The 17,554-nt window shown below is 60.2% G+C and carries 17 protein-coding genes, 1 tRNA gene and 1 pseudogene; 11 read left to right on the top strand and 8 right to left on the bottom strand.

Features of this window, described 5'->3' with window-relative positions:
• Positions 1-26: 26 nt before the first annotated feature.
• The 3 genes and pseudogenes from A6U98_RS03700 to A6U98_RS03690 all read right to left on the bottom strand — a co-directional run bounded on the left by A6U98_RS03700 (position 27) and on the right by A6U98_RS03690 (position 2,579).
• Positions 27-750 (bottom strand): annotated as a pseudogene (locus A6U98_RS03700) (3-keto-5-aminohexanoate cleavage protein).
• Positions 751-1,115: 365 nt separating this feature from the next.
• Positions 1,116-1,205 (bottom strand) — tRNA-Ser (locus tag A6U98_RS03695).
• A 198-nt stretch (positions 1,206-1,403) separates the two neighbouring features.
• Positions 1,404-2,579: a GGDEF domain-containing protein gene (locus A6U98_RS03690; RefSeq protein ID WP_064648126.1), complete on the bottom strand. Its 1,176-nt coding sequence runs from the start codon at positions 2,577-2,579 to the stop codon at positions 1,404-1,406.
• Positions 2,580-2,792: 213 nt separating this feature from the next.
• On the opposite strand from A6U98_RS03690, the gene A6U98_RS03685 reads away from it, so the two are divergent.
• A complete protein-coding gene (locus A6U98_RS03685; protein WP_064648125.1) occupies positions 2,793-3,119 on the top strand; it encodes a GYD domain-containing protein in 327 nt (108 codons plus the stop codon).
• 100 nt (positions 3,120-3,219) lie between these two features.
• On the opposite strand, the gene A6U98_RS03680 is transcribed toward A6U98_RS03685, so the two are convergent.
• Positions 3,220-3,423 carry a hypothetical protein gene (locus A6U98_RS03680; protein WP_064648124.1) on the bottom strand — a complete coding sequence of 68 codons (204 nt, stop codon included), beginning with the start codon at positions 3,421-3,423 and terminating at the stop codon, positions 3,220-3,222.
• Positions 3,424-3,826: 403 nt separating this feature from the next.
• Between A6U98_RS03680 and A6U98_RS03675 the strand changes: the two genes are divergently transcribed.
• From A6U98_RS03675 to A6U98_RS03660, 4 genes are all read left to right on the top strand, one after another.
• A complete protein-coding gene (locus A6U98_RS03675; protein ID WP_064648123.1) occupies positions 3,827-4,921 on the top strand; it encodes a septal ring lytic transglycosylase RlpA family protein in 1,095 nt (364 codons plus the stop codon).
• A 71-nt stretch (positions 4,922-4,992) separates the two neighbouring features.
• A complete protein-coding gene (locus A6U98_RS03670) occupies positions 4,993-6,186 on the top strand; it encodes a D-alanyl-D-alanine carboxypeptidase family protein (protein WP_064648303.1) in 1,194 nt (397 codons plus the stop codon).
• A 131-nt stretch (positions 6,187-6,317) separates the two neighbouring features.
• A complete protein-coding gene (tmk, locus tag A6U98_RS03665; RefSeq protein ID WP_064648122.1) occupies positions 6,318-6,998 on the top strand; it encodes a dTMP kinase in 681 nt (226 codons plus the stop codon).
• A gap of 8 nt (positions 6,999-7,006) precedes the next feature.
• Positions 7,007-8,032 (top strand): DNA polymerase III subunit delta', encoded by a 1,026-nt coding sequence (locus A6U98_RS03660; protein WP_064648121.1) that lies wholly within the window; start codon positions 7,007-7,009, stop codon positions 8,030-8,032.
• Between the two features lie 39 nt (positions 8,033-8,071).
• Here A6U98_RS03660 and A6U98_RS03655 read toward each other — a convergent pair whose 3' ends face one another.
• Positions 8,072-8,860, bottom strand: a complete 789-nt coding sequence (locus tag A6U98_RS03655) for a sulfite exporter TauE/SafE family protein (protein WP_064648120.1) — start codon at positions 8,858-8,860, stop codon at positions 8,072-8,074.
• A gap of 235 nt (positions 8,861-9,095) precedes the next feature.
• Between A6U98_RS03655 and metG the strand changes: the two genes are divergently transcribed.
• Genes metG through A6U98_RS03640 form a run of 3 tightly spaced genes read left to right on the top strand, consistent with a single transcriptional unit; the run spans position 9,096 to position 12,256 of the window.
• Positions 9,096-10,646: a methionine--tRNA ligase gene (metG, locus tag A6U98_RS03650; protein WP_064648119.1), complete on the top strand. Its 1,551-nt coding sequence runs from the start codon at positions 9,096-9,098 to the stop codon at positions 10,644-10,646.
• Positions 10,647-10,650: 4 nt separating this feature from the next.
• Positions 10,651-11,433: a TatD family hydrolase gene (locus A6U98_RS03645; protein ID WP_064648118.1), complete on the top strand. Its 783-nt coding sequence runs from the start codon at positions 10,651-10,653 to the stop codon at positions 11,431-11,433.
• Between the two features lie 4 nt (positions 11,434-11,437).
• Positions 11,438-12,256: an MBL fold metallo-hydrolase gene (locus A6U98_RS03640; protein ID WP_064648117.1), complete on the top strand. Its 819-nt coding sequence runs from the start codon at positions 11,438-11,440 to the stop codon at positions 12,254-12,256.
• Here A6U98_RS03640 and A6U98_RS03635 read toward each other — a convergent pair.
• Positions 12,253-12,879 carry a TerC family protein gene (locus tag A6U98_RS03635; protein ID WP_064648116.1) on the bottom strand — a complete coding sequence of 209 codons (627 nt, stop codon included), beginning with the start codon at positions 12,877-12,879 and terminating at the stop codon, positions 12,253-12,255. The genes A6U98_RS03640 and A6U98_RS03635 overlap by 4 nt on opposite strands.
• A gap of 256 nt (positions 12,880-13,135) precedes the next feature.
• Here A6U98_RS03635 and A6U98_RS03630 point away from each other — a divergent pair, with 256 nt between their 5' ends.
• Entirely contained in the window at positions 13,136-13,810 is a 675-nt protein-coding gene (locus tag A6U98_RS03630) for a hypothetical protein (RefSeq protein WP_064648115.1), read from the top strand.
• Between the two features lie 66 nt (positions 13,811-13,876).
• Complete coding sequence (locus A6U98_RS03625) at positions 13,877-14,254, top strand: hypothetical protein (protein ID WP_064648302.1); 378 nt, start codon at positions 13,877-13,879, stop codon at positions 14,252-14,254.
• 79 nt (positions 14,255-14,333) lie between these two features.
• Here the strand turns inward: A6U98_RS03625 and A6U98_RS03620 are convergent, their stop codons facing one another.
• On the bottom strand, positions 14,334-15,596 hold the full coding sequence (locus A6U98_RS03620) for a DUF4010 domain-containing protein (RefSeq protein WP_064648301.1): 1,263 nt from the start codon (positions 15,594-15,596) through the stop codon (positions 14,334-14,336).
• Positions 15,597-15,911: 315 nt separating this feature from the next.
• Between A6U98_RS03620 and A6U98_RS03615 the strand changes: the two genes are divergently transcribed.
• The gene (locus A6U98_RS03615; protein ID WP_017960501.1) at positions 15,912-16,733 is read left to right on the top strand and encodes a universal stress protein; all 822 of its coding nucleotides are present in this window, start codon (positions 15,912-15,914) and stop codon (positions 16,731-16,733) included.
• Between the two features lie 146 nt (positions 16,734-16,879).
• Here the strand turns inward: A6U98_RS03615 and A6U98_RS03610 are convergent, their stop codons facing one another.
• A complete protein-coding gene (locus A6U98_RS03610; protein WP_064648114.1) occupies positions 16,880-17,401 on the bottom strand; it encodes a PAS domain-containing protein in 522 nt (173 codons plus the stop codon).
• Positions 17,402-17,554: the final 153 nt, after the last annotated feature.

Genomic DNA, 17,554 nt, shown 5'->3' with positions numbered 1-17,554 from the left:
GCCGCGTGGCCGCCGAAACATCGGGATCAGATCGAGTGGTCACGGAAGATCGCGACGGCCGCTGTGACCAGCGCGGCATTGTCGTTCGCAATTGTCCCATCCGGGAGGTGCTTGCCATCTTCCAGGCCGATACGGGTGGAGTAGCGCCGCTCGCGCGCCATCCTGACGACGGGCCAGACGGTCTCGTCGAAACCGTGCAGAAGAATGGGCCGCTTGACCCGGCTATCCCTGAGCACGTTGATGATGCCGTCCGCGATGTCGCATGCGCGCTGAAAATCCGGTTCGTCATCGAGCTCGATGAGCACGCGAAAGACCCGCTCATGATCATCGAGGCCGATGTAGCGCTCCGCATCGGCAACCGACGCCAGCCCGACTTCAATGCCGATACCCTTCTGCCGCAGCAGCTGCATGACATCGGGCGCATCGCCTTCGGAGAGGTTCACCGAGGCATAATCCGGCAGGACACGCCAGCGGCGGATGGCTTCCCGCGTTTTCTCGCGATCACCTTCGATCCAGGCCCGTGGACACGCCGATCAGCGTTCCCGGACACACACGGCGGATCGCGCCGACAGTGTCGTCGACGGCGGCAAGGCTCTCCTTACCATCGGCTCCGCGCGGATGAATGTGGAGTTCCGCTGCACCCGCAGCGACCGAAGCCGTGGCGTCACGCACCATGGCATCGATCGTCAGGGGAAGGAGGGGATGGAAATCCCTCGGCCGTGCGCCGTTGAGGCAAGCTTGAACGATCATAAGAGAGCCTTGCGCCTGTTGGACCGCTTAAGGAAACCTGAGGACTTAGGGGCGCTGCTGACAAAGTCGCTTCCCTTGCCGTTGCGCCCAATATTATCAAGTCAGTCGAGATAGGCGACTGCTGCTCTCGTGCAAGGTCAAGCTGTGCGGATGCGGACCAGAGGACGGCCACGTGATCTCGTGGCAGCGACGTGACGTCAATCTGCCGCCCGACCCCATTCTTAAGTTAATGGCGGTCGCGTCCTGTTGCTGCCTGTATATCATCTCATCGTCAACGCAAAGGAGGAGGCGTGAAACTCATCTCTTGCCTCAGTGAAGGCCAACCTTCTTGAGGTACAAAACCGCAATTTCCGGAAAACGACATATGGCGGAAGAGGTGGGATTCGAACCCACGGTACGGTTTCCCGCACGCCGGTTTTCAAGACCGGTTCCTTAAACCACTCGGACACTCTTCCATCTGATTGAAAGGGTCGAGACATCAACATTTTGCTGATTTCTACCAACCGGCCATTGCGGCCGATTTGCTACCCAATCAATCGATGGCTGGCTTTTTAGCAGCTTTGATAGCAGCGTCAACTTGCTCTGCAGCATTTGCCAGCATCTTCGCTGTGACGTGCGAATAGCTCGATCGTGAGCCGATCTTCAGTTGTTCTTCAGCCCGCGCGAGCCGGTAGCGGTTCCGGCGCAAGGACGCTGCAGGTCAACCCGACGCTGCTGAACAACTCAACCCTGTTGCGACCCTTGTTTTTGGCAATGTAGAGCGCCTGATCTGCACGCTTCTGGACGTTTTGTTCGGTCAGACCCGCTTCCCAAAGTGCCACACCGGCACTGACGGAAGGGGTGACCTGATTTCCTTCGAAGACAAGGCTCACGGCGTTGACAGCCTCGCGTATCCGCTCAGCGAGCGCAAAAGAAGAAGATTGCGTTTGGCCACGAAGAAACAGGCTGAACTCCTCGCCGCCCAGCCGGCCGAAAACACAGGAAGGGGGGACACTCTGAGCAATCGTCCGGGCAACATTTATGAGAACGACATCGCCTTTGTCGTGTCCGTACATATCGTTAACACGCTTGAAAAAATCGATATCGATGAGGACGAAGGCGTCCCCCGGGGCGAGGTTTTTCGGAAGGGAATTGAAGAAATGCTGCCGGTTGGGAATGCCGGTCAACATATCGGTATTTGCAAGTCTGATAAGCTTCTCTTCGGCTCTTTCCTGCACGAGGACGAGCACGAACAGAGCCACTGCGAAATGACAGATGATCAGCAGAAAGAATGCGTATCGCGGGGGAAGAGGCGCATCGTTTGGAAAGATGAAACCAACAACGACCAAAGCCGAGAGAGACGTCGCCACCCATATTGAGGCGGAAAGACCGAGCCGCGCCGTAAGACGCTCGTGGAAGAAGTCGCGGGCGATGACGAAACCTGACAAGGCAAGCAAGATGGTGGCGCTGCCATTGAAGACGGATGCTCTCAGTCCATTGTCCAAATACCATGGCGTGATCGCCGCACTCAGCGTCAGGACGACGGGCAGGAGCAATGACCACCAATCTCGTAGAGAATCTTGACGCCGGCTGAGGCCGAAAAGACCAACCGTCATCAGCCCGTAACCATTGGCGCCAAGCGAAAAACTCCAGAACGTCCTGGCATTGGCGGACATGTGAAGGCTCTCGTCCCACCCTGCCAGCGTTGAGGCGATTGCGAGCAAAGTAAAACCCACGGCAAGTACGCCGAGCCCCGGCGTCGCTCCGGAACGCCATCTCACATAGAAGAAGCAGATCGCTCCGACGATGAAGGAAGACTTGTGTAGAAGAAGGACTGTCGCAAGATCCATTGCCGGAACCCGATGTGAGATGAGAGCCGGGTCCGAATAACTGCTAAAATCTACTTTTCGATGAATGCCGCAAGATCTCCTGACGGCGGAACTCGCTGTTTTTCTGGGCACTGCCGACTGAGATCGTTGGAAGCCCGTTCCACTCATTGGAAATGACTCGCGTTCTCCCCGGCTTGAGCGTTTACTCTGGTGTTCTGGCGGAGGAAACAAACCATGGCCATGTATCTCACGCGCTTCAGCTACACGCCCGAGACCTGGGCGCGGATGATCGAAAATCCTGAGGATCGCCGAGAGGCGGCACGCAGTTACATTGAATCCGTGGGCGGAAAGCTCCATGGGTTCTGGTACGCCTTCGGCGAGCATGATGGTTGGAATCTGTGGGAGGCGCCTGACAACGTGTCGATGGCGGCTGTCGCACTTGCGATCGGCGCAGGAGGCGCGCTCAGATCCATGGAGACCACTGTCCTCCTCAGCGTCGAGGATACGATCGAAGCCTTGGAAAAGGCGAAGTCGATTCGCTATCGTCCACCGGCAGCGTAGGTGGCGGTCCACGGTTTCCCTTCCACGTCGAAGATGAGCGCTTCGCGCGCATCGTTCCGGGCGCAAGCTTTCTGTGAATTGCGCCCGAGACATAACAGACCTAGCTTCCGTCAGATCCAAGGCCCTTCGGACCGTTGAGTTGGTTCATATTCTCGCCGAGAGATCGAACCGCCTCCATCGTCACGGCGAGGGCCGACATCAGGATTGCGATGTCGTTGTCTTTATCCGGCTGGGAAAGCGCGCGAGATCGAGCGTGCAACTGCTGGCTGACCGTGTCGAGCTGCGTCAGGATTTCATCGTTCATGGTGATCCTCCAAAGGTCTAAACCTTCAAAGCCCGCAGGGGGCAATTCGTTCCCATACAGAAGGAAGCGCCGCCCCGCTGCCGCGCATCAGATACGCGCAGACCGTGTTTCAATATGGAGCTTTGGCGCATCCGGAAGCGCCCGGATGTTCACCATATGCCCCGCATCGGCACGATGATTTCGGGCCTCATTGCGGCGGCGGAAGGGCAGGGCGGCAGGGCTTTTCTTAGTGATTTATAAACCATAATTATTAGAATCGTCGCTATCGCTGCGAAATCGTTCGTAAAATTGCCACGAACTTAACAAGATTAAAGCCTCGTTAGGCGGGCGGGAATAAGGCGGTATTGCCCCAGGATGGGGCATGGTTCCTTAACCATAACGATCTTTGAGCGGCGTGGGGCATATGAAACTGGATTACGGGGCGGCGTCTTTCGCAACGACAGCACGGTGGCTGGCGATCTCGGCGATGTGTGCAACGGTTGCGGCCTGCGGCACGACGCAGGCAGTGCCGAAGAAGAAATCCCACGGCAAAGAATATTTCTCCGAATCCGAATATGGCGTGAAGGCGAGTCCGCGGGTCGCCACCGGCAATAATATCCCGAAGGGCGGCGGCCGCTATATCGTCGGCAACCCCTACGAGGTGAAGGGCAAGTGGTATTACCCGAAGGAAGACTTCGCCTATAACAAGGTCGGCGTCGCCTCCTGGTATGGTTCGGCCTTTCACGGGCGCCTGACGGCGAATGGCGAAGTCTACGACCAGATGCATCTTTCGGCCGCACATCCGACCTTCCCGCTGCCGAGCTATGCGCGCGTCACCAATCTTGAATCCGGTTCCTCCGTCATCGTGCGCGTCAACGATCGCGGTCCCTATCACGCAGGGCGTATCATCGACCTTTCTAACAAGACGGCCGACATGCTGGATCTGCAGCATAGCGGCACTGGCAAGGTGCGTGTGCAATATGTCGGCCGCGCCCGTATGGACGGCCACGACATGCCCTATCTGATGGCCTCCTACGCGCCGAAGGGCAGCCGCATTCCCGGCGTCAATCCGGAAGGCCAGATCGCAACCGGCGTGATGGTCGCCTCCAACAGCCGCAAGATCACCCGCGACCAGCTGCAGAGTTCGGAAGACTACGAGACGCCGGCCAACGTGCCGGTGCCGAGGTCGGCCACCTCCTATGCCGGCTCGACGCCGAGCGCCCGCAACAACGCAGCCGCCGCTCCCGTACCGGCTGCCCATGTTCTGGTCGCGCCATCGGCACCGTCCTTCAATAACGGCGCGCAGGCGATGGACCAGATGGTCGTGCTGCCGGAGATCGGTCCGATGCCCTACGAGCGGCCCCAGAATTCGCTGGCGCTCGGCTACCAGAACGAAGAGGTGAAGACGGTGACCGTCGATCTCGCCTTCGACGCGGTGATGGTGCGCAATGACGGGCTGACCCAAGAGTCCATCCTTGCCTCGGCCAAGCGGCAGCAGGCAAAGTTCGCCGCGCGCTGAACTGGCAATTGCATCGGATTTCCTCGCGTTCTAACCTCCTGAAATACGCCGCTCGATCAATGGAAATTGCGATGCTGAAGCCCGCGCTTCGCCTGCTTGCATGCCTGATGCCGTTCGCCACCGGAGCCTTTGCAGCCGATGGCGGTGCCGCCGGCTTCGCCACCAAGGCGGCGCAGGCCTATATGATCGAGGCCGCCACCGGCACGGTGCTTCTCGCCAAGAACGAGGACCAGAGCTTTTCGCCGGCTTCGCTCGCCAAGCTGATGACGATGGATCTGGTCTTCGAGGCGGTGACGAAGGGCCAGATCACGTTCGATACCGAATATCCCGTTTCCGAATATGCCTGGCGGACGGGCGGCGCGCCGTCACGGACGGCAACGATGTTTGCCAGCCTGAAATCACGCGTGCGCGTCGAGGACCTGATCAAGGGTGTCGCCATCCAGGGCGCCAATGACAGCTGCATCATCCTCGCCGAGGGCATGGCCGGAAGCGAACAGCAATTTGCCGTGTCGATGACGCGCCGCGCCCGCGAGCTCGGCATGGAGAAGGCCGAGTTCGGCAATTCCACCGGCCTTCCCGACGGCAAGAGTAAGGTGACCGCACGCGAGATGGTGACGCTCGCCGCTGCCCTTCAGCAGACCTATCCGAACCTTTATCCCTATTTCGCGCAGCCGGATTTCGAGTGGAACAAGATCTTCCAGCGCAACCGCAACCCGCTGCTCGGGCTCGATCTCGGCGCCGATGGGCTGGCGACCGGCTTTACCGAGGGCGAGGGGTATTCGATCGTTGCTTCGGTTCAGCGCGACGGCAGGCGGCTGTTTGTGGCGCTTTCCGGCATCGCTTCCGACAAGGAGCGGACGGAGGAAGCCAAGCGCGTGCTCGAATGGGGGCTGACGGCCTTCGAGAACCGGCAGATCTTCGGCGAGAAGGAAGTGATCGGCGCCGCCAGCGTCTATGGTGGCACGGCGCGCACCGTCGACCTCGTCGCCAAGGCGCCGGTCAGCGTCTATATCCCGATCAGCAATCCCGACCGGCTGTCGGCGCGCATCATCTATCGCTGGCCGCTGACGGCGCCGGTCAAGCCGGATACTCAGGCAGGAACGCTCAGGATTTTCGCCGGCAGCCGGCTGCTCAGGGAAGTGCCGCTCTATACCGTGCAGGCGGTCGGCGAGGGCTCGCTCAGCAGCCGGGCGGTCGACGCCATGCTGGAACTCGGCGAATCGCTGTTCTTCTCCTGGCTCTGGGACAAGCCCGCGCCCGTCTGACGAGCCGTTTCCAATGCAATTTACCGGGAAAGGTGAATACGTCGCCGCGGCGAAAGGTTTTCCTCCCTGATATCTTCGGATAGATAGAAGGAGCGGGGCGCGTGCGGCGCCTGGAATGCGGGAAGTTGTCATTGTCATCCGGTACGGGATTGTTCGTTACGTTTGAAGGCGGGGAAGGCGCTGGGAAATCCACGCAGATCCGCCGCCTCGCCGAGGCGCTGAAGGGCGAAGGTCACGACGTGCTGGTGACGCGCGAACCAGGTGGCTCGCCGGGCGCCGAGGCCGTGCGTCACGTGCTGCTGTCCGGGGCTGCCGAAGCCTTCGGCACGCGGATGGAGGCGATCCTCTTTGCGGCGGCGCGCAACGACCATGTCGAAGAGGTGATCCGGCCTGCCCTGGCATCAGGCAAGATCGTGCTCTGCGATCGCTTCATGGATTCCTCCCGCGTCTATCAGGGCATTACCGGCAATCTCGAGCCGGATTTCATCGAAACGCTGCAGCGCATCGCCATCAATGGAGTCATGCCGGATTGCACCGTGATCCTCGACATCCCCGCCAAGGTCGGGCTGGAGCGGGCGCAGAAGCGCGCCGCGACCGATGCTCCCGATCGATTCGAGAAGGAGCGGCTGGAAACGCACGAGAAACGGCGTGAGGCCTTTCTCGATATCGCCGCCCGCGAGCCGGAGCGCTGCCACGTGGTCAACGCCATGCAGACGGAAGAGGCGATCGCCGCGGAGATCCTGGCGATCGTCCGACAGCTCAAGTCTCCTGCAGACCGTTTGCGAATGCCGGAAGCCGCCCATCATGAGTGAAGCCCATCATGAGTGAAGAAAGGCCAGGACTGCTCGACGGCGCCATATGGCCGGGGGAAAATACCAGGCTGTTCGGGCATAAGGAGGCGGAAGCCTTCCTTGCGCAGTCCTATCGGTCCGGCAAGGGCCACCACGCCATCCTGATCGAAGGGCCGGAAGGCATCGGCAAGGCGACGCTCGCCTTCCGCTTTGCCAATCACGTGCTCTCGCATCCCGATCCCGAGACAGCGCCGGAGACGATCGGCGATCCGGATCCTGCCTCTTCCGTCAGCCGGCAGATCGCGTCGGGCGCCTCGCACAATCTCCTGCACCTTGCCCGGCCGGTGGACGAAAAAACAGGTAAAGTGAAATCGGCAATAACAGTCGACGAGGTGCGACGCGCCGGCAAATTCTTCTCGCAGACCTCCGGCACCGGCAACTGGCGGATCGTCATCATCGATCCGGCCGACGACATGAACCGCAATGCGGCCAACGCCATCCTGAAGATCCTGGAAGAACCGCCGAAACGGGCGCTGTTCCTGGTGCTCTCGCATGCGCCGGGACGGCTGCTGCCGACGATCCGCTCGCGCTGCCTGCCGCTGAAGCTGGCGCCGCTTGCCGACGATGAGCTCGTCGCGGCCCTTGCCCATCTCGGCATATCAGGCGAGGGCGGGGCGGTGCTATCGGCCGCCAAGGGCAGCGTCGGCGAGGCGTTGAAACTGTTGAACTACGGCGGCGGCGAGATCATCGCCGCTTATGACGAGATGCTTTCCGCCGAGGGACCGACAGCCCGCAAGGCAATGCATCGGCTGGCCGACGCGCTTTCGGGGAGGGAAAGCGACACGATCTTCGATTTCTTCGTCAGCCATGTCGGCGATGACATCATGAACCGGGCTCGCGCGGCAGCGGGCGAAGGGCAGATCGCCGGGGCGGAGCGGCTGGCGCGGCTCTATTCCGAGATCACCGAGCGGCTCACCGTTTCCGATGCCTATAACCTCGACCGCAAGCAGACGATCATCAGCATTCTCGCCGATATCAAGCAGCCAGGCCTTTAAAGCGCGTCACCGCAGACACTTTTCGGCACCGTGCTCTGGTCAGCCGGTCAGCAGCTTCAATGCGACAACGGCAAGTGTAACGGCAAGGACGATGCGGATGGTGCGCTCGTGCAGCTTCGGCGCCAGAAGGCTGCCGATGATGATGCCGGGGATAGAGCCGATCAGGAGGGCAAGGAGCATCGGCCAGTCGATCTCGCCGATCAGCCAATAGCCCGTGCCGCCGATCAAGGTCAGCGGGACTGCATGGACGATATCGGAACCGACGATCTCGCGCACATCGAGCCGGGGATAGAGGACCAGCAGGATCGTCACCCCCAGCGCACCGGCGCCGACCGAGGTCAGGGTGACGAGGACGCCGAGAACGAACCCGAGAATGATGGTGAGGGCAAGGATGGTCGTCGGCTTCGGCGGCGTGCGATCGCCGATGGCGCGGCGCGCCAGTTCGAGGATCGGGCCACGGAAGACCAGCATGATCGCGGTCATGACGAGAAGCCAGCCGAGCGCCGTGGTGATGGTATTGGTCACGCCGATGCTTTTGCGATCGACGCCTGCCAGCAGCCACAGCATCAGCAGGGCGGCCGGCAGGCTGCCGGCTGCGAGGCTGCCGACGATCTTCCAGTTGACCCGCCCATGCATGCCGTGAACGGCTGTGCCTGCCGTCTTGGTGATCGCCGCATAGAGAAGATCGGTGCCGACGGCAGTGGCCGGATGAACGCCGAAGAGCAGCACCAGCAGGGGCGTCATCAGCGAACCACCGCCAACGCCAGTGATGCCGACGAGGGCGCCGACGAACAGGCCTGAAAGCGAATAGAGCGGCTCGAATGTCAAGCAAGCGCCCCCGACGGCGCGGGGCCACGACAAATCCGGTAGATGAAAACTGGCACTTCGTTCTTGTCCCGCACTCTTTCCCAAGACCGGTAGATTGGGCGAGAAGCTGAGTCAAGTTGACGCCCCCATCGTCCCGGAAATCATCGACAGCGGCGAAACTTGAGGTTTCGCTTGACGGTGACATGCGCTAAGAGCGGCTGACCATTTTTATAGAGTTAGCCGGACATTGGCCGCCATGACAGACAAGACACCCTTCTACATCACCACCGCGATTTCCTACCCTAACGGTAAGCCGCATATCGGCCATGCCTATGAGCTGATCGCGACCGATGCGATGGCGCGCTACCAGCGCCTCGATGGCAAGGATGTGTTCTTCCTGACCGGCACCGACGAACACGGCCAGAAGATGCAGCAGACGGCCCGCGCCGAGGGCGTCACCGCGCAGGCGCTCGCCGACCGCAACTCCGGCGAATTCCAGGCGATGGCGACGCTGCTTAACGCCTCGAATGATGATTTCATCCGCACCACGCAGGAGCGCCATCACGAGACGTCGCGGAATATCTGGAAGCTGATGGCCGACAATGGCGACATCTACAAGGACAGCTATGCCGGCTGGTATTCGGTGCGCGACGAGGCCTATTACCAGGAAAACGAGACGGAGCTGCGCGCCGACGGCGTGCGCTACGGGCCGCAAGGCACGCCGGTCGAATGGGTGGAAGAGGCAAGCTATTTCTTCAAGCTCTCCGAATACCAGGAAAAGCTGCTTGCGCATTATGAGGCGAACCCCGACTTCATCGGCCCGGCCGAGCGCCGCAACGAGGTGATCTCCTTCGTCAAGTCGGGCCTCAAGGACCTCTCGGTCTCGCGCACGACCTTCGACTGGGGCATCAAGGTGCCGGACGATCCTGCCCACGTCATGTATGTCTGGGTCGACGCACTGACCAACTACATCACCGCGACAGGTTATATCGAAGACAGGAACGGCCCGCGGGCGAAATATTGGCCGGTCGATGTGCACATCATCGGCAAGGACATCATCCGCTTCCACGCCGTCTACTGGCCGGCCTTCCTGATGTCGGCGAAGCTGCCGCTGCCGAAGCGTGTCTTTGCCCACGGCTTCCTGCTCAACAAGGGCGAGAAGATGTCGAAGTCGCTCGGCAACGTCGTCGATCCGGTCAATCTGGTGAACCATTTCGGTCTTGACCAGGTGCGCTACTTCTTGCTGCGCGAGGTCTCCTTCGGCCAGGACGGCAGCTACAGCGAAGAGGCGATCGGCACCCGCATCAATTCCGACCTCGCCAACGGCATCGGCAATCTCGCCAGCCGCTCGCTGTCGATGATCGTCAAAAATTGCGATGGCAAGATTCCGGAATGCGGGGCGCTCAGTGACGAAGACAAGGCGATGCTGGCCGAGGTCGACGCGCTGCATGCCTCGACCCGCGAGGACATGGGCAAGCAACTGATCCACCGGGCGCTCGCCTCGATCATTTCGGTCGTGTCCGAAACCGACCGTTATTTCGCCGGCCAGGCGCCCTGGGCGCTGAAGAAGACCGATCCGGAGCGGATGGGCACCGTGCTTTACGTGACTGCCGAAGTCGTGCGCCAGATTGCCATCCTGCTGCAGCCCTTCATGCCTGATTCATCCGGCAAGTTGCTTGATCTGGTCGCAGCACCTGCAGACAAGCGCGATTTTGCTGCCCTCGGCGAAGCTGGCCGCCTCATTGCCGGAACGGCGCTCGAAGCGCCGACGCCGGTCTTCCCGCGCTACGTGGCTCCGGAGGCTTGAGGCCGTGCTGATCGACACGCATTGCCATCTTGATTTCGCCGACTTCGAGGCGGAGCGGGACGAGATCGTCGCGCGCGCCCATCAGGCCGGTGTTGCGCAGATGGTGACGATCTCGACGCGGGTGCGCAAGCTCGAGACGCTGCTTGCCATCACGGAGAAATATCCCTCGGTATTCTGCTCGGTCGGCACGCATCCGAACAACGCCGACGAAGAGCTGGATATCCAAACGGAAGAGCTGGTGCGTCTCGCCAATGCCCATGAGAAGGTGGTCGCGATCGGCGAGGCCGGTCTCGACTATTTCTACGACACGCAAAAGCCTGAGGACCAGCAGACCGGTTTTCGTTGGCACATCGCGGCCGCGCGGGAAACGCAGCTGCCGCTCGTCATCCACAGCCGCAGCGCTGATGATGACATGGCTGACATACTGACCGAGGAAAGCGGGAAGGGGGCCTTCCCCTTCATTCTCCACTGCTTCTCGGCAGGCCCGGAACTTGCCAAGATCGGCGTCGCGCTCGGCGGCTATATCTCCTTCTCGGGCATCCTGACCTTCCCGAAGTCGGAAGAGCTGCGCGAGATCGCCAGGACGATCCCGCATGATCGGCTGCTTGTGGAAACGGACGCGCCGTATCTGGCGCCGAAGCGCTGGCGCGGCAAGCGCAATGAGCCGTCCTATGTCGTCAACACGGCCGAGGTGCTCGCCGATACGATCGGTCTTTCCTACGAAGACGTGGCGCGGATCACGACCGAGAACGCTTTCCGCCTGTTCTCGAAGATGCCGAGGGTCTAGCGGCGTGCTCTACCGGCGGCGTTTCACCATTCTCGGCTGTTCGTCGTCACCCGGCGTGCCGCGCATCACCGGCGACTGGGGCGCCTGCAATCCCGACAATCCAAAGAACCGGCGCACGCGTGCTGCCTTCATGGTGCAGCAATTCGCAGCGGATGGCGGCGTGACGACCGTTGTCATCGACACCGGGCCGGATTTCCGCGAGCAGATGATCAGGACAGGGGCCGACCATGTCGACGCCGTGCTCTACAGCCATCCGCATGCCGATCATATCCACGGCATCGACGATCTGCGCGGCTATTTTCACAATACCCGCCGCCGGGTGCCGATCTTTGCCGACCAATTTACGATGGAGAGGTTGCGCGAGGCCTTCGGCTATTGCCTGGAAACGCCGCCGGGCAGCAATTACCCGCCGATCGTTCTGCCTGTTGTCATCGAAAATCTCGACGAGCCTCTGGAAATCCGTGGGCCCGGAGGCACGATCGCCTTCCATCCGCATATTCAGCAGCACGGCGATATCCACTCGCTCGGCTTCCGCATCGGCGATGTGGCTTATTGCAGCGATATCAGCGACTTCCCGCCACAGACCGTCGAAAAGCTTCAAAATCTCGACGTGCTGATCATCGACGCGCTGCAATATACCTACCACCCGAGCCATCTGTCGCTGGAACAGTCGCTCGACTGGATCGGCCGGTTGAAGCCGAAACGGGCGATCCTCACCCATATGCACACGCCGCTCGACTACGACGTGGTAATGGCCGAAACGCCGGACCATGTGGTGCCGGCGTATGACCAGATGAGCTTCGAGACCGAGGTCAGGCTCTAAAGCTTGAACCCGCTCGCTTGCACGTACGGCCACACTTCGACGCCACCGCGGTGGATCATGTCGAGCGAGACGTAGAGGATGATCAGCAGGCCGACATAGGCGATCCAGCGATGGTTGCTGAGCAACCGGGCGATCAAATTGGCGGCGATGCCCATCAGCGCGATCGACAGGGCAAGACCGATGACCAGCACGCTCGGATGTTCGCGCGCGGCACCGGCAACGGCGAGCACGTTGTCGAGCGACATCGAGACGTCGGCGATGACGATCTGGGTCGCTGCCTGGAAGAAGGTCTTTTTCGGCGCGCCTTCGGCACCCACCGCCTCGTGGTTCTCACCATGGCCGGCGCGAAGCTCGCGCCACATCTTCCAGCAGACCCAGAGCAGCAGCAGGCCGCCGGCCAGCAACAGGCCGACGATCGCAAGCAGGTAGACTGCAACGCTGGCAAAGAGAATACGCAAAACGGTCGCCGCAACAATGCCGACGATGATCGCCTTGCGGCGCTGTGTCGCCTCGAGGCCGGCAGCAGCAAGACCGATAACCACGGCGTTGTCGCCGGCGAGAACGAGGTCGATAGCTATGACCTGCAGCAAAGCCGTCATACCGGCTGCCGTAAACATGTCCATATGAATTATCCCCAATGCGTCAAAGCCGTGCTAGCGTCTCGAAGGTTTTACGTCAACCGCTGAGAGATTTCGCAAGCGGCGTAATTTGCGAGTCTGCGCGCCGGAATGGCAGGCGACGCGCCGGAGTCAGCCTGGCTGTCGCTAATCCCATCGCCACCCTGGAACATTCAACTCAGCCGACGGTTCTTCAAGTCAGGAAACCAGACGACCAAACTTCGCATTGGCGGCTGGATCTGCACATCGAGAGGAGAGTCCCATGGGCAGCATTTACAACGATACCAACCCGACCTTTTCAGGCCCGACAGGCGGCAGCAGCCTCGCTGCATTCTTCGACAGCCGATCGGACGCCGAATCCGCCGTTTCACGTCTTGAAGACGCGGGCGTGCCGGTTGCGAGAATAAGGCTGATGCCCGGATATGAGGCGGACGCAAAAAATGCCGGCACAATGAGCGAAGACCGCAGCGGCTTCTTCGACGCTCTGGCCGACTTCTTCTTTCCCGACGAGGATCGTGCGGTCTATGCAGAAGGGTTGCGGCGAGGCGGCTTCCTCGTTCAGGTCAATGATATCGATGACGCGCTCTACGAGACCGTCCACGACATTTTGGACGATGAGGGCAGCATCGACATGGATGAGCGCGCGGATCTCTGGTCGTTGGAAGACAGACAGCAAGGCGCGTCCAATACCGGTTTTGCCGGCCAACCCTCTGGAGGCAAATCGTCGGAAGATCTCGCCTTGTCCGAGAGCGCATTCGACGATGCGCGCCCGGTGGCAATGCGGGACACCGCGCATGGGAGCGCCAAGGTGCGAGCCTATACCTTCCCCGAGCCTGGCACGTCATCGGACGAAGCCAATCGCCAATCCCAAGGCCAGTCCCAAACCCAATCTCAGGGTGGATCTCACCCGAGCCAGGGTTTCCGGCGCGACCACTAATATTATGAAGCCCGGCCGCAATGCCGGGCCTCATTTCCTCTCGCTCACCTATTCGAGGACATGTCGATGCAATCATCCATCAACCGCCACGGCCTTCCGCCAGATCCCGACGAACTGATTGCGGAAGGTGAACCGCCTTTTGCCGATGCCGCGGAGCAGACGGCGCGTGAAAAGGCCGACGAGAGCCTGAACGCCCTGCAGCACGAGGTCAGGCTGCTGAATGCCCGCATAGGCGTGCTGCGCGAGGACGCCGAAGCGGCGCTGAAAGCCAAGGCGGTATCGGTCGATGCAGGCGCCCATGTGCAGCTTGGCGACTATCCCTGGCTGAAACTTGCCGCGGCAATCGGCGCAACCTTTATTGCAGCCAGACTGGTTCGGCGCCTTCCGCTCGGCGTGCTGCTTGCGGGGTTTGCCGGTCATATCCAGGAGGTGAGACGGCAGTGATGATCGTTGATGATGGCCCTGGGCATCGATTGAGTGGACCAACGCCATTGGAGCCAGTGATCGATATGCGAACAAGCGCTTATGCCAAAACCAAGCCGGCAATTCCGGCCAAGGTCGCGACACCGCCTGCGATCGCAAAACGAACCGCATAGCAAATGCTCCCCATACTTGCTGCAAGAACGGCTTTCGCAAGAAGATTGGCGAAAGCGGCGACCGCGATGGCTCGAGCGGCCGCATCTGCAGGCACCTGGATGGATGACAGTTTCGCAACGGCAAGCGTTATCGCATCGAGATCGCCCAGTCCTGTGATGAATGAAAGGGCGATCAGCGACTGAGTTCCAAAGACGATCAAGGTCATTCGCGTCAGGACTGTCACGACGGCGAGAACGAGTGCGAAGCGCAGCACGACCATCACCTCGAGCGGGTTTCGGGGTGAAAAATCGGTGCTTTCATCCGGACGTTGCAGAAATGCGGCGAAGCCGCCTGCTATGGCGAGGGTGGCAGCAGCCGGAGCGAGTGATGGCGCAAGCTCACTGAATACTGCTGGTGCAATGACGCCGCAAATCAAAAGCACGCGGGCCAGAGAAACAGCTCCCGCCAGCATTGCTCCCGCAGAGAGGAGTGGCGAGAGGGCAGGCATCTCTTTCGACTGACGGGCGAAAGAGAGCGTCAAAGCCGTCGAGGAAACGATGCCACCGCTGGCCCCGGTCAGCAGTATTCCGGCGCGGGCGCCGCTCAACTTGATGAGGATATAACCGGCAAAGGAAACGGCTCCCACCAGGATTGTCATCATCCAAAGCTCGAAAGGATTGATTGTCTGCCAAGGATCAATCGGTTCGTTGGGAAGGATAGGGAGGATGACGATGGTCATCGTCAGCAGGATCAGAGCGGCCCTGAGTTCAAGCCAGGTCAATCGGCGAAGAAATCCGTGCAACGGCTCCCGCGCTGCAAGAAGGGCCGTTATTGCCACAGCGCTTGCGGCCGTTACCGTCATATCCGCCACGACCGCGCCAAAGCCCAGCGCAAAGACCGCCAGGGCGGCGATGGTGCCGGTAGCGCTGTAATCCTCTTCTTGTGCCGCCTGCATGCGGCTGAAGAGGAGAACCGTGATGCAAAAGAATATAAAGATCGCTGTCGGCAGAATCGGCCCTGTCACAGGCTGCAGGAAACCGCAGAAGCCGCCGAGGAAACTTGACAGGCCATAGGTGCGGATACCAGCTACTCTTTTGCCTGGCGCAGCCTCACGATCCTGCCAGCCGCGCTCAATGCCGACAAGAATGCCGATTGCAAGCGCCAGACTGAGGCGCTGGAATGCTTCTGTCGTCACCAATGATGTCATCATCCGATGGGTCCATGCGCGCCGGCCGATTTCATCGAAGGCAAGTGCGCCGTATTTGCCATTGCTGTTCATCCGCAGGCTGCTGCTCGGCGGCATACGACGGGTTTTGTCTGCGGAGTGCTGATATTCAATCGCGCTTCGTATTTCATCGCTTAGCATAGATCTTTGCCAATTCGCCCAACGAATTCCGCTTCCTTCCTGATGACGACGGTCACTATCACGCTCGTGCTTTTGCGGTGGAACGACCTTGATCTTCGTCAAAGCGCGGGAGACCCCCCATATACAATGATACCTGCAACCATTCGGAGGACTTCAGCCATGAAAGCGCAATTCCATTTACCGCTGGCCACCTATCCAGACGCAAGTTCCTTCTCACTCCTTCAGAATGCCGTCTATGTTTCCCTTCACCAAAAGGCCGGTTTGACGGCAAGTATACCGCTGGTCAGGATCGAACCCGTTCAGCCGCGATTTCCCACACTCCTTGACGTCGCCAACATGAGTGCGGAGGCGGAGCGCTTGAGTAAGGACAATGGAACCGTTCTCGGGCAGACGCTCCGTGATTATGCGAAAAAAGCGGAGGTCGAGGTCGAGATCCAGCCGTTCGATGTGAGGCAGCCGTTTGTCGCACAAACGCTTGCCGAGCTGTCGCGCGCATATGATCTTTCCATCTTGGAAGCATCTGAACTGATGAGGCCGCTGATTGAGAGCGTGCTGTTTGGAAGCGGTCGACCGCTCCTGCTTTTTCCCCCCGATAATTTCAGTGGCCGGATCGATGCTGTTGCCGTCGCCTGGGATGGAGGAGCCACCGTCGCGCGGACACTGGCAGGTTCCAGGTTCTTGCTGGAACGGGTTTCGCGTGTCGTCCTGATTTCCGTCACCGATGATAAGCAGATTGACGAGCGCAGCCGAGATCACCTTGCGGCTACGCTTCGGAAGGCTGGTCTTGCCGTCGATGTCACAGCCGTGCAAGCGAAGGGAGACTCGCCAGCCAGCGTCATTCAAGCTGCAGCCCTGGAACGCAAGGCAGATTTGCTGGTCGCCGGCGCGTTCGGTCATTCGAGGCTGCGCGAATTCATCCTGGGAGGGGTCACACGATCGCTGTTGACCCGCCTCGAAATGCCCACTGTCCTTTGCCACTAACTGCAGTGCGCGGCGCGTTGCTAATGACCGCAACCGTCGGTCACGTCCAGGAGAAGAGCGTCCTGTGAGGGTGCCAAAGTATCCAAGGCTCGCACAAACCATCGCCATCACGAAGGTCTGATGCGACAACTAACACTGGGAAGGAATCAATGGACCTGCACGGCGTCCGAAGGCATCGGCTTGGCAAGCTCTCTGAGAATCGCTTCAAGCGCATCGGCCGTCGCCTGCAGGCCGGATGAACGCGCAATTTTCAGTGCCTCACTGCAGTGGGCAGATAATTGGTCCTGCTGGACGTGATCATTCGTCGGGAACACGATGCCCGCATATTGCGACGGGTTTCCGGCTTCATTCTTGAAGCACCGGCCGAAGGCGGCCACGGTTACTATTTGCCCGCTTCGATCAAACACCCGATAGTCATGGCGATACGGATCTCCTGTGATCACCGATTCTGAAATAGCCTTGGCGACAGACGGCTTGTCGTCCGGGTGAATCCGGTCGAGGTATCTTATGATCGGCAACCCCGAGATGGTCTCTTCCGGATCAAGCCCAAAGAGCTTTGCCAGCGCTGAATCCGCATAAACCGTGTCGGTCGCCAAATCCCAGGTGAAAATGCCAGGCTCTTCGGCAACGGAAAATTCGGACGTTCCGATGCTGTTGACAAGGTTCATTCCACATCCCCACTGCTGCCGGTCGATCACGTCATCCCGGCTCTTGAGAGAATACGACGTGCCCGACCATTTCGCCGCCGATCTTACTGCATAATTCCTCAAATCGGAATCGATTTAAGGATGGCAGGAACCTACGCTTGATGGGTTCGATCT

Origin of the sequence: Rhizobium sp. WYCCWR10014 (assembly GCF_001657485.1) — a bacterium.
In the GTDB taxonomy this organism is placed as follows: Bacteria; Pseudomonadota; Alphaproteobacteria; order Rhizobiales; family Rhizobiaceae; genus Rhizobium.
Note: the sequence above shows the minus strand (reverse complement) of the source record. Positions and strands in the feature narration are given on the sequence as shown.

Bases quoted from the DNA above. Each gene is read 5' to 3' on its own strand.
- A6U98_RS03690 (WP_064648126.1), bottom strand. From the start codon at position 2,579: ATGGATCTTGCGACAGTCCTTCTTCTACACAAGTCTTCCTTCATCGTC.
- A6U98_RS03685 (WP_064648125.1), top strand. From the start codon at position 2,793: ATGGCCATGTATCTCACGCGCTTCAGCTACACGCCCGAGACCTGGGCG.
- A6U98_RS03680 (WP_064648124.1), bottom strand. From the start codon at position 3,423: ATGAACGATGAAATCCTGACGCAGCTCGACACGGTCAGCCAGCAGTTG.
- A6U98_RS03675 (WP_064648123.1), top strand. From the start codon at position 3,827: ATGAAACTGGATTACGGGGCGGCGTCTTTCGCAACGACAGCACGGTGG.
- A6U98_RS03670 (WP_064648303.1), top strand. From the start codon at position 4,993: ATGCTGAAGCCCGCGCTTCGCCTGCTTGCATGCCTGATGCCGTTCGCC.
- A6U98_RS03660 (WP_064648121.1), top strand. From the start codon at position 7,007: ATGAGTGAAGAAAGGCCAGGACTGCTCGACGGCGCCATATGGCCGGGG.
- metG (WP_064648119.1), top strand. From the start codon at position 9,096: ATGACAGACAAGACACCCTTCTACATCACCACCGCGATTTCCTACCCT.
- A6U98_RS03635 (WP_064648116.1), bottom strand. From the start codon at position 12,879: ATGGACATGTTTACGGCAGCCGGTATGACGGCTTTGCTGCAGGTCATA.
- A6U98_RS03630 (WP_064648115.1), top strand. From the start codon at position 13,136: ATGGGCAGCATTTACAACGATACCAACCCGACCTTTTCAGGCCCGACA.
- A6U98_RS03625 (WP_064648302.1), top strand. From the start codon at position 13,877: ATGCAATCATCCATCAACCGCCACGGCCTTCCGCCAGATCCCGACGAA.
- A6U98_RS03620 (WP_064648301.1), bottom strand. From the start codon at position 15,596: ATGATGACATCATTGGTGACGACAGAAGCATTCCAGCGCCTCAGTCTG.
- A6U98_RS03615 (WP_017960501.1), top strand. From the start codon at position 15,912: ATGAAAGCGCAATTCCATTTACCGCTGGCCACCTATCCAGACGCAAGT.
- A6U98_RS03610 (WP_064648114.1), bottom strand. From the start codon at position 17,401: ATGAACCTTGTCAACAGCATCGGAACGTCCGAATTTTCCGTTGCCGAA.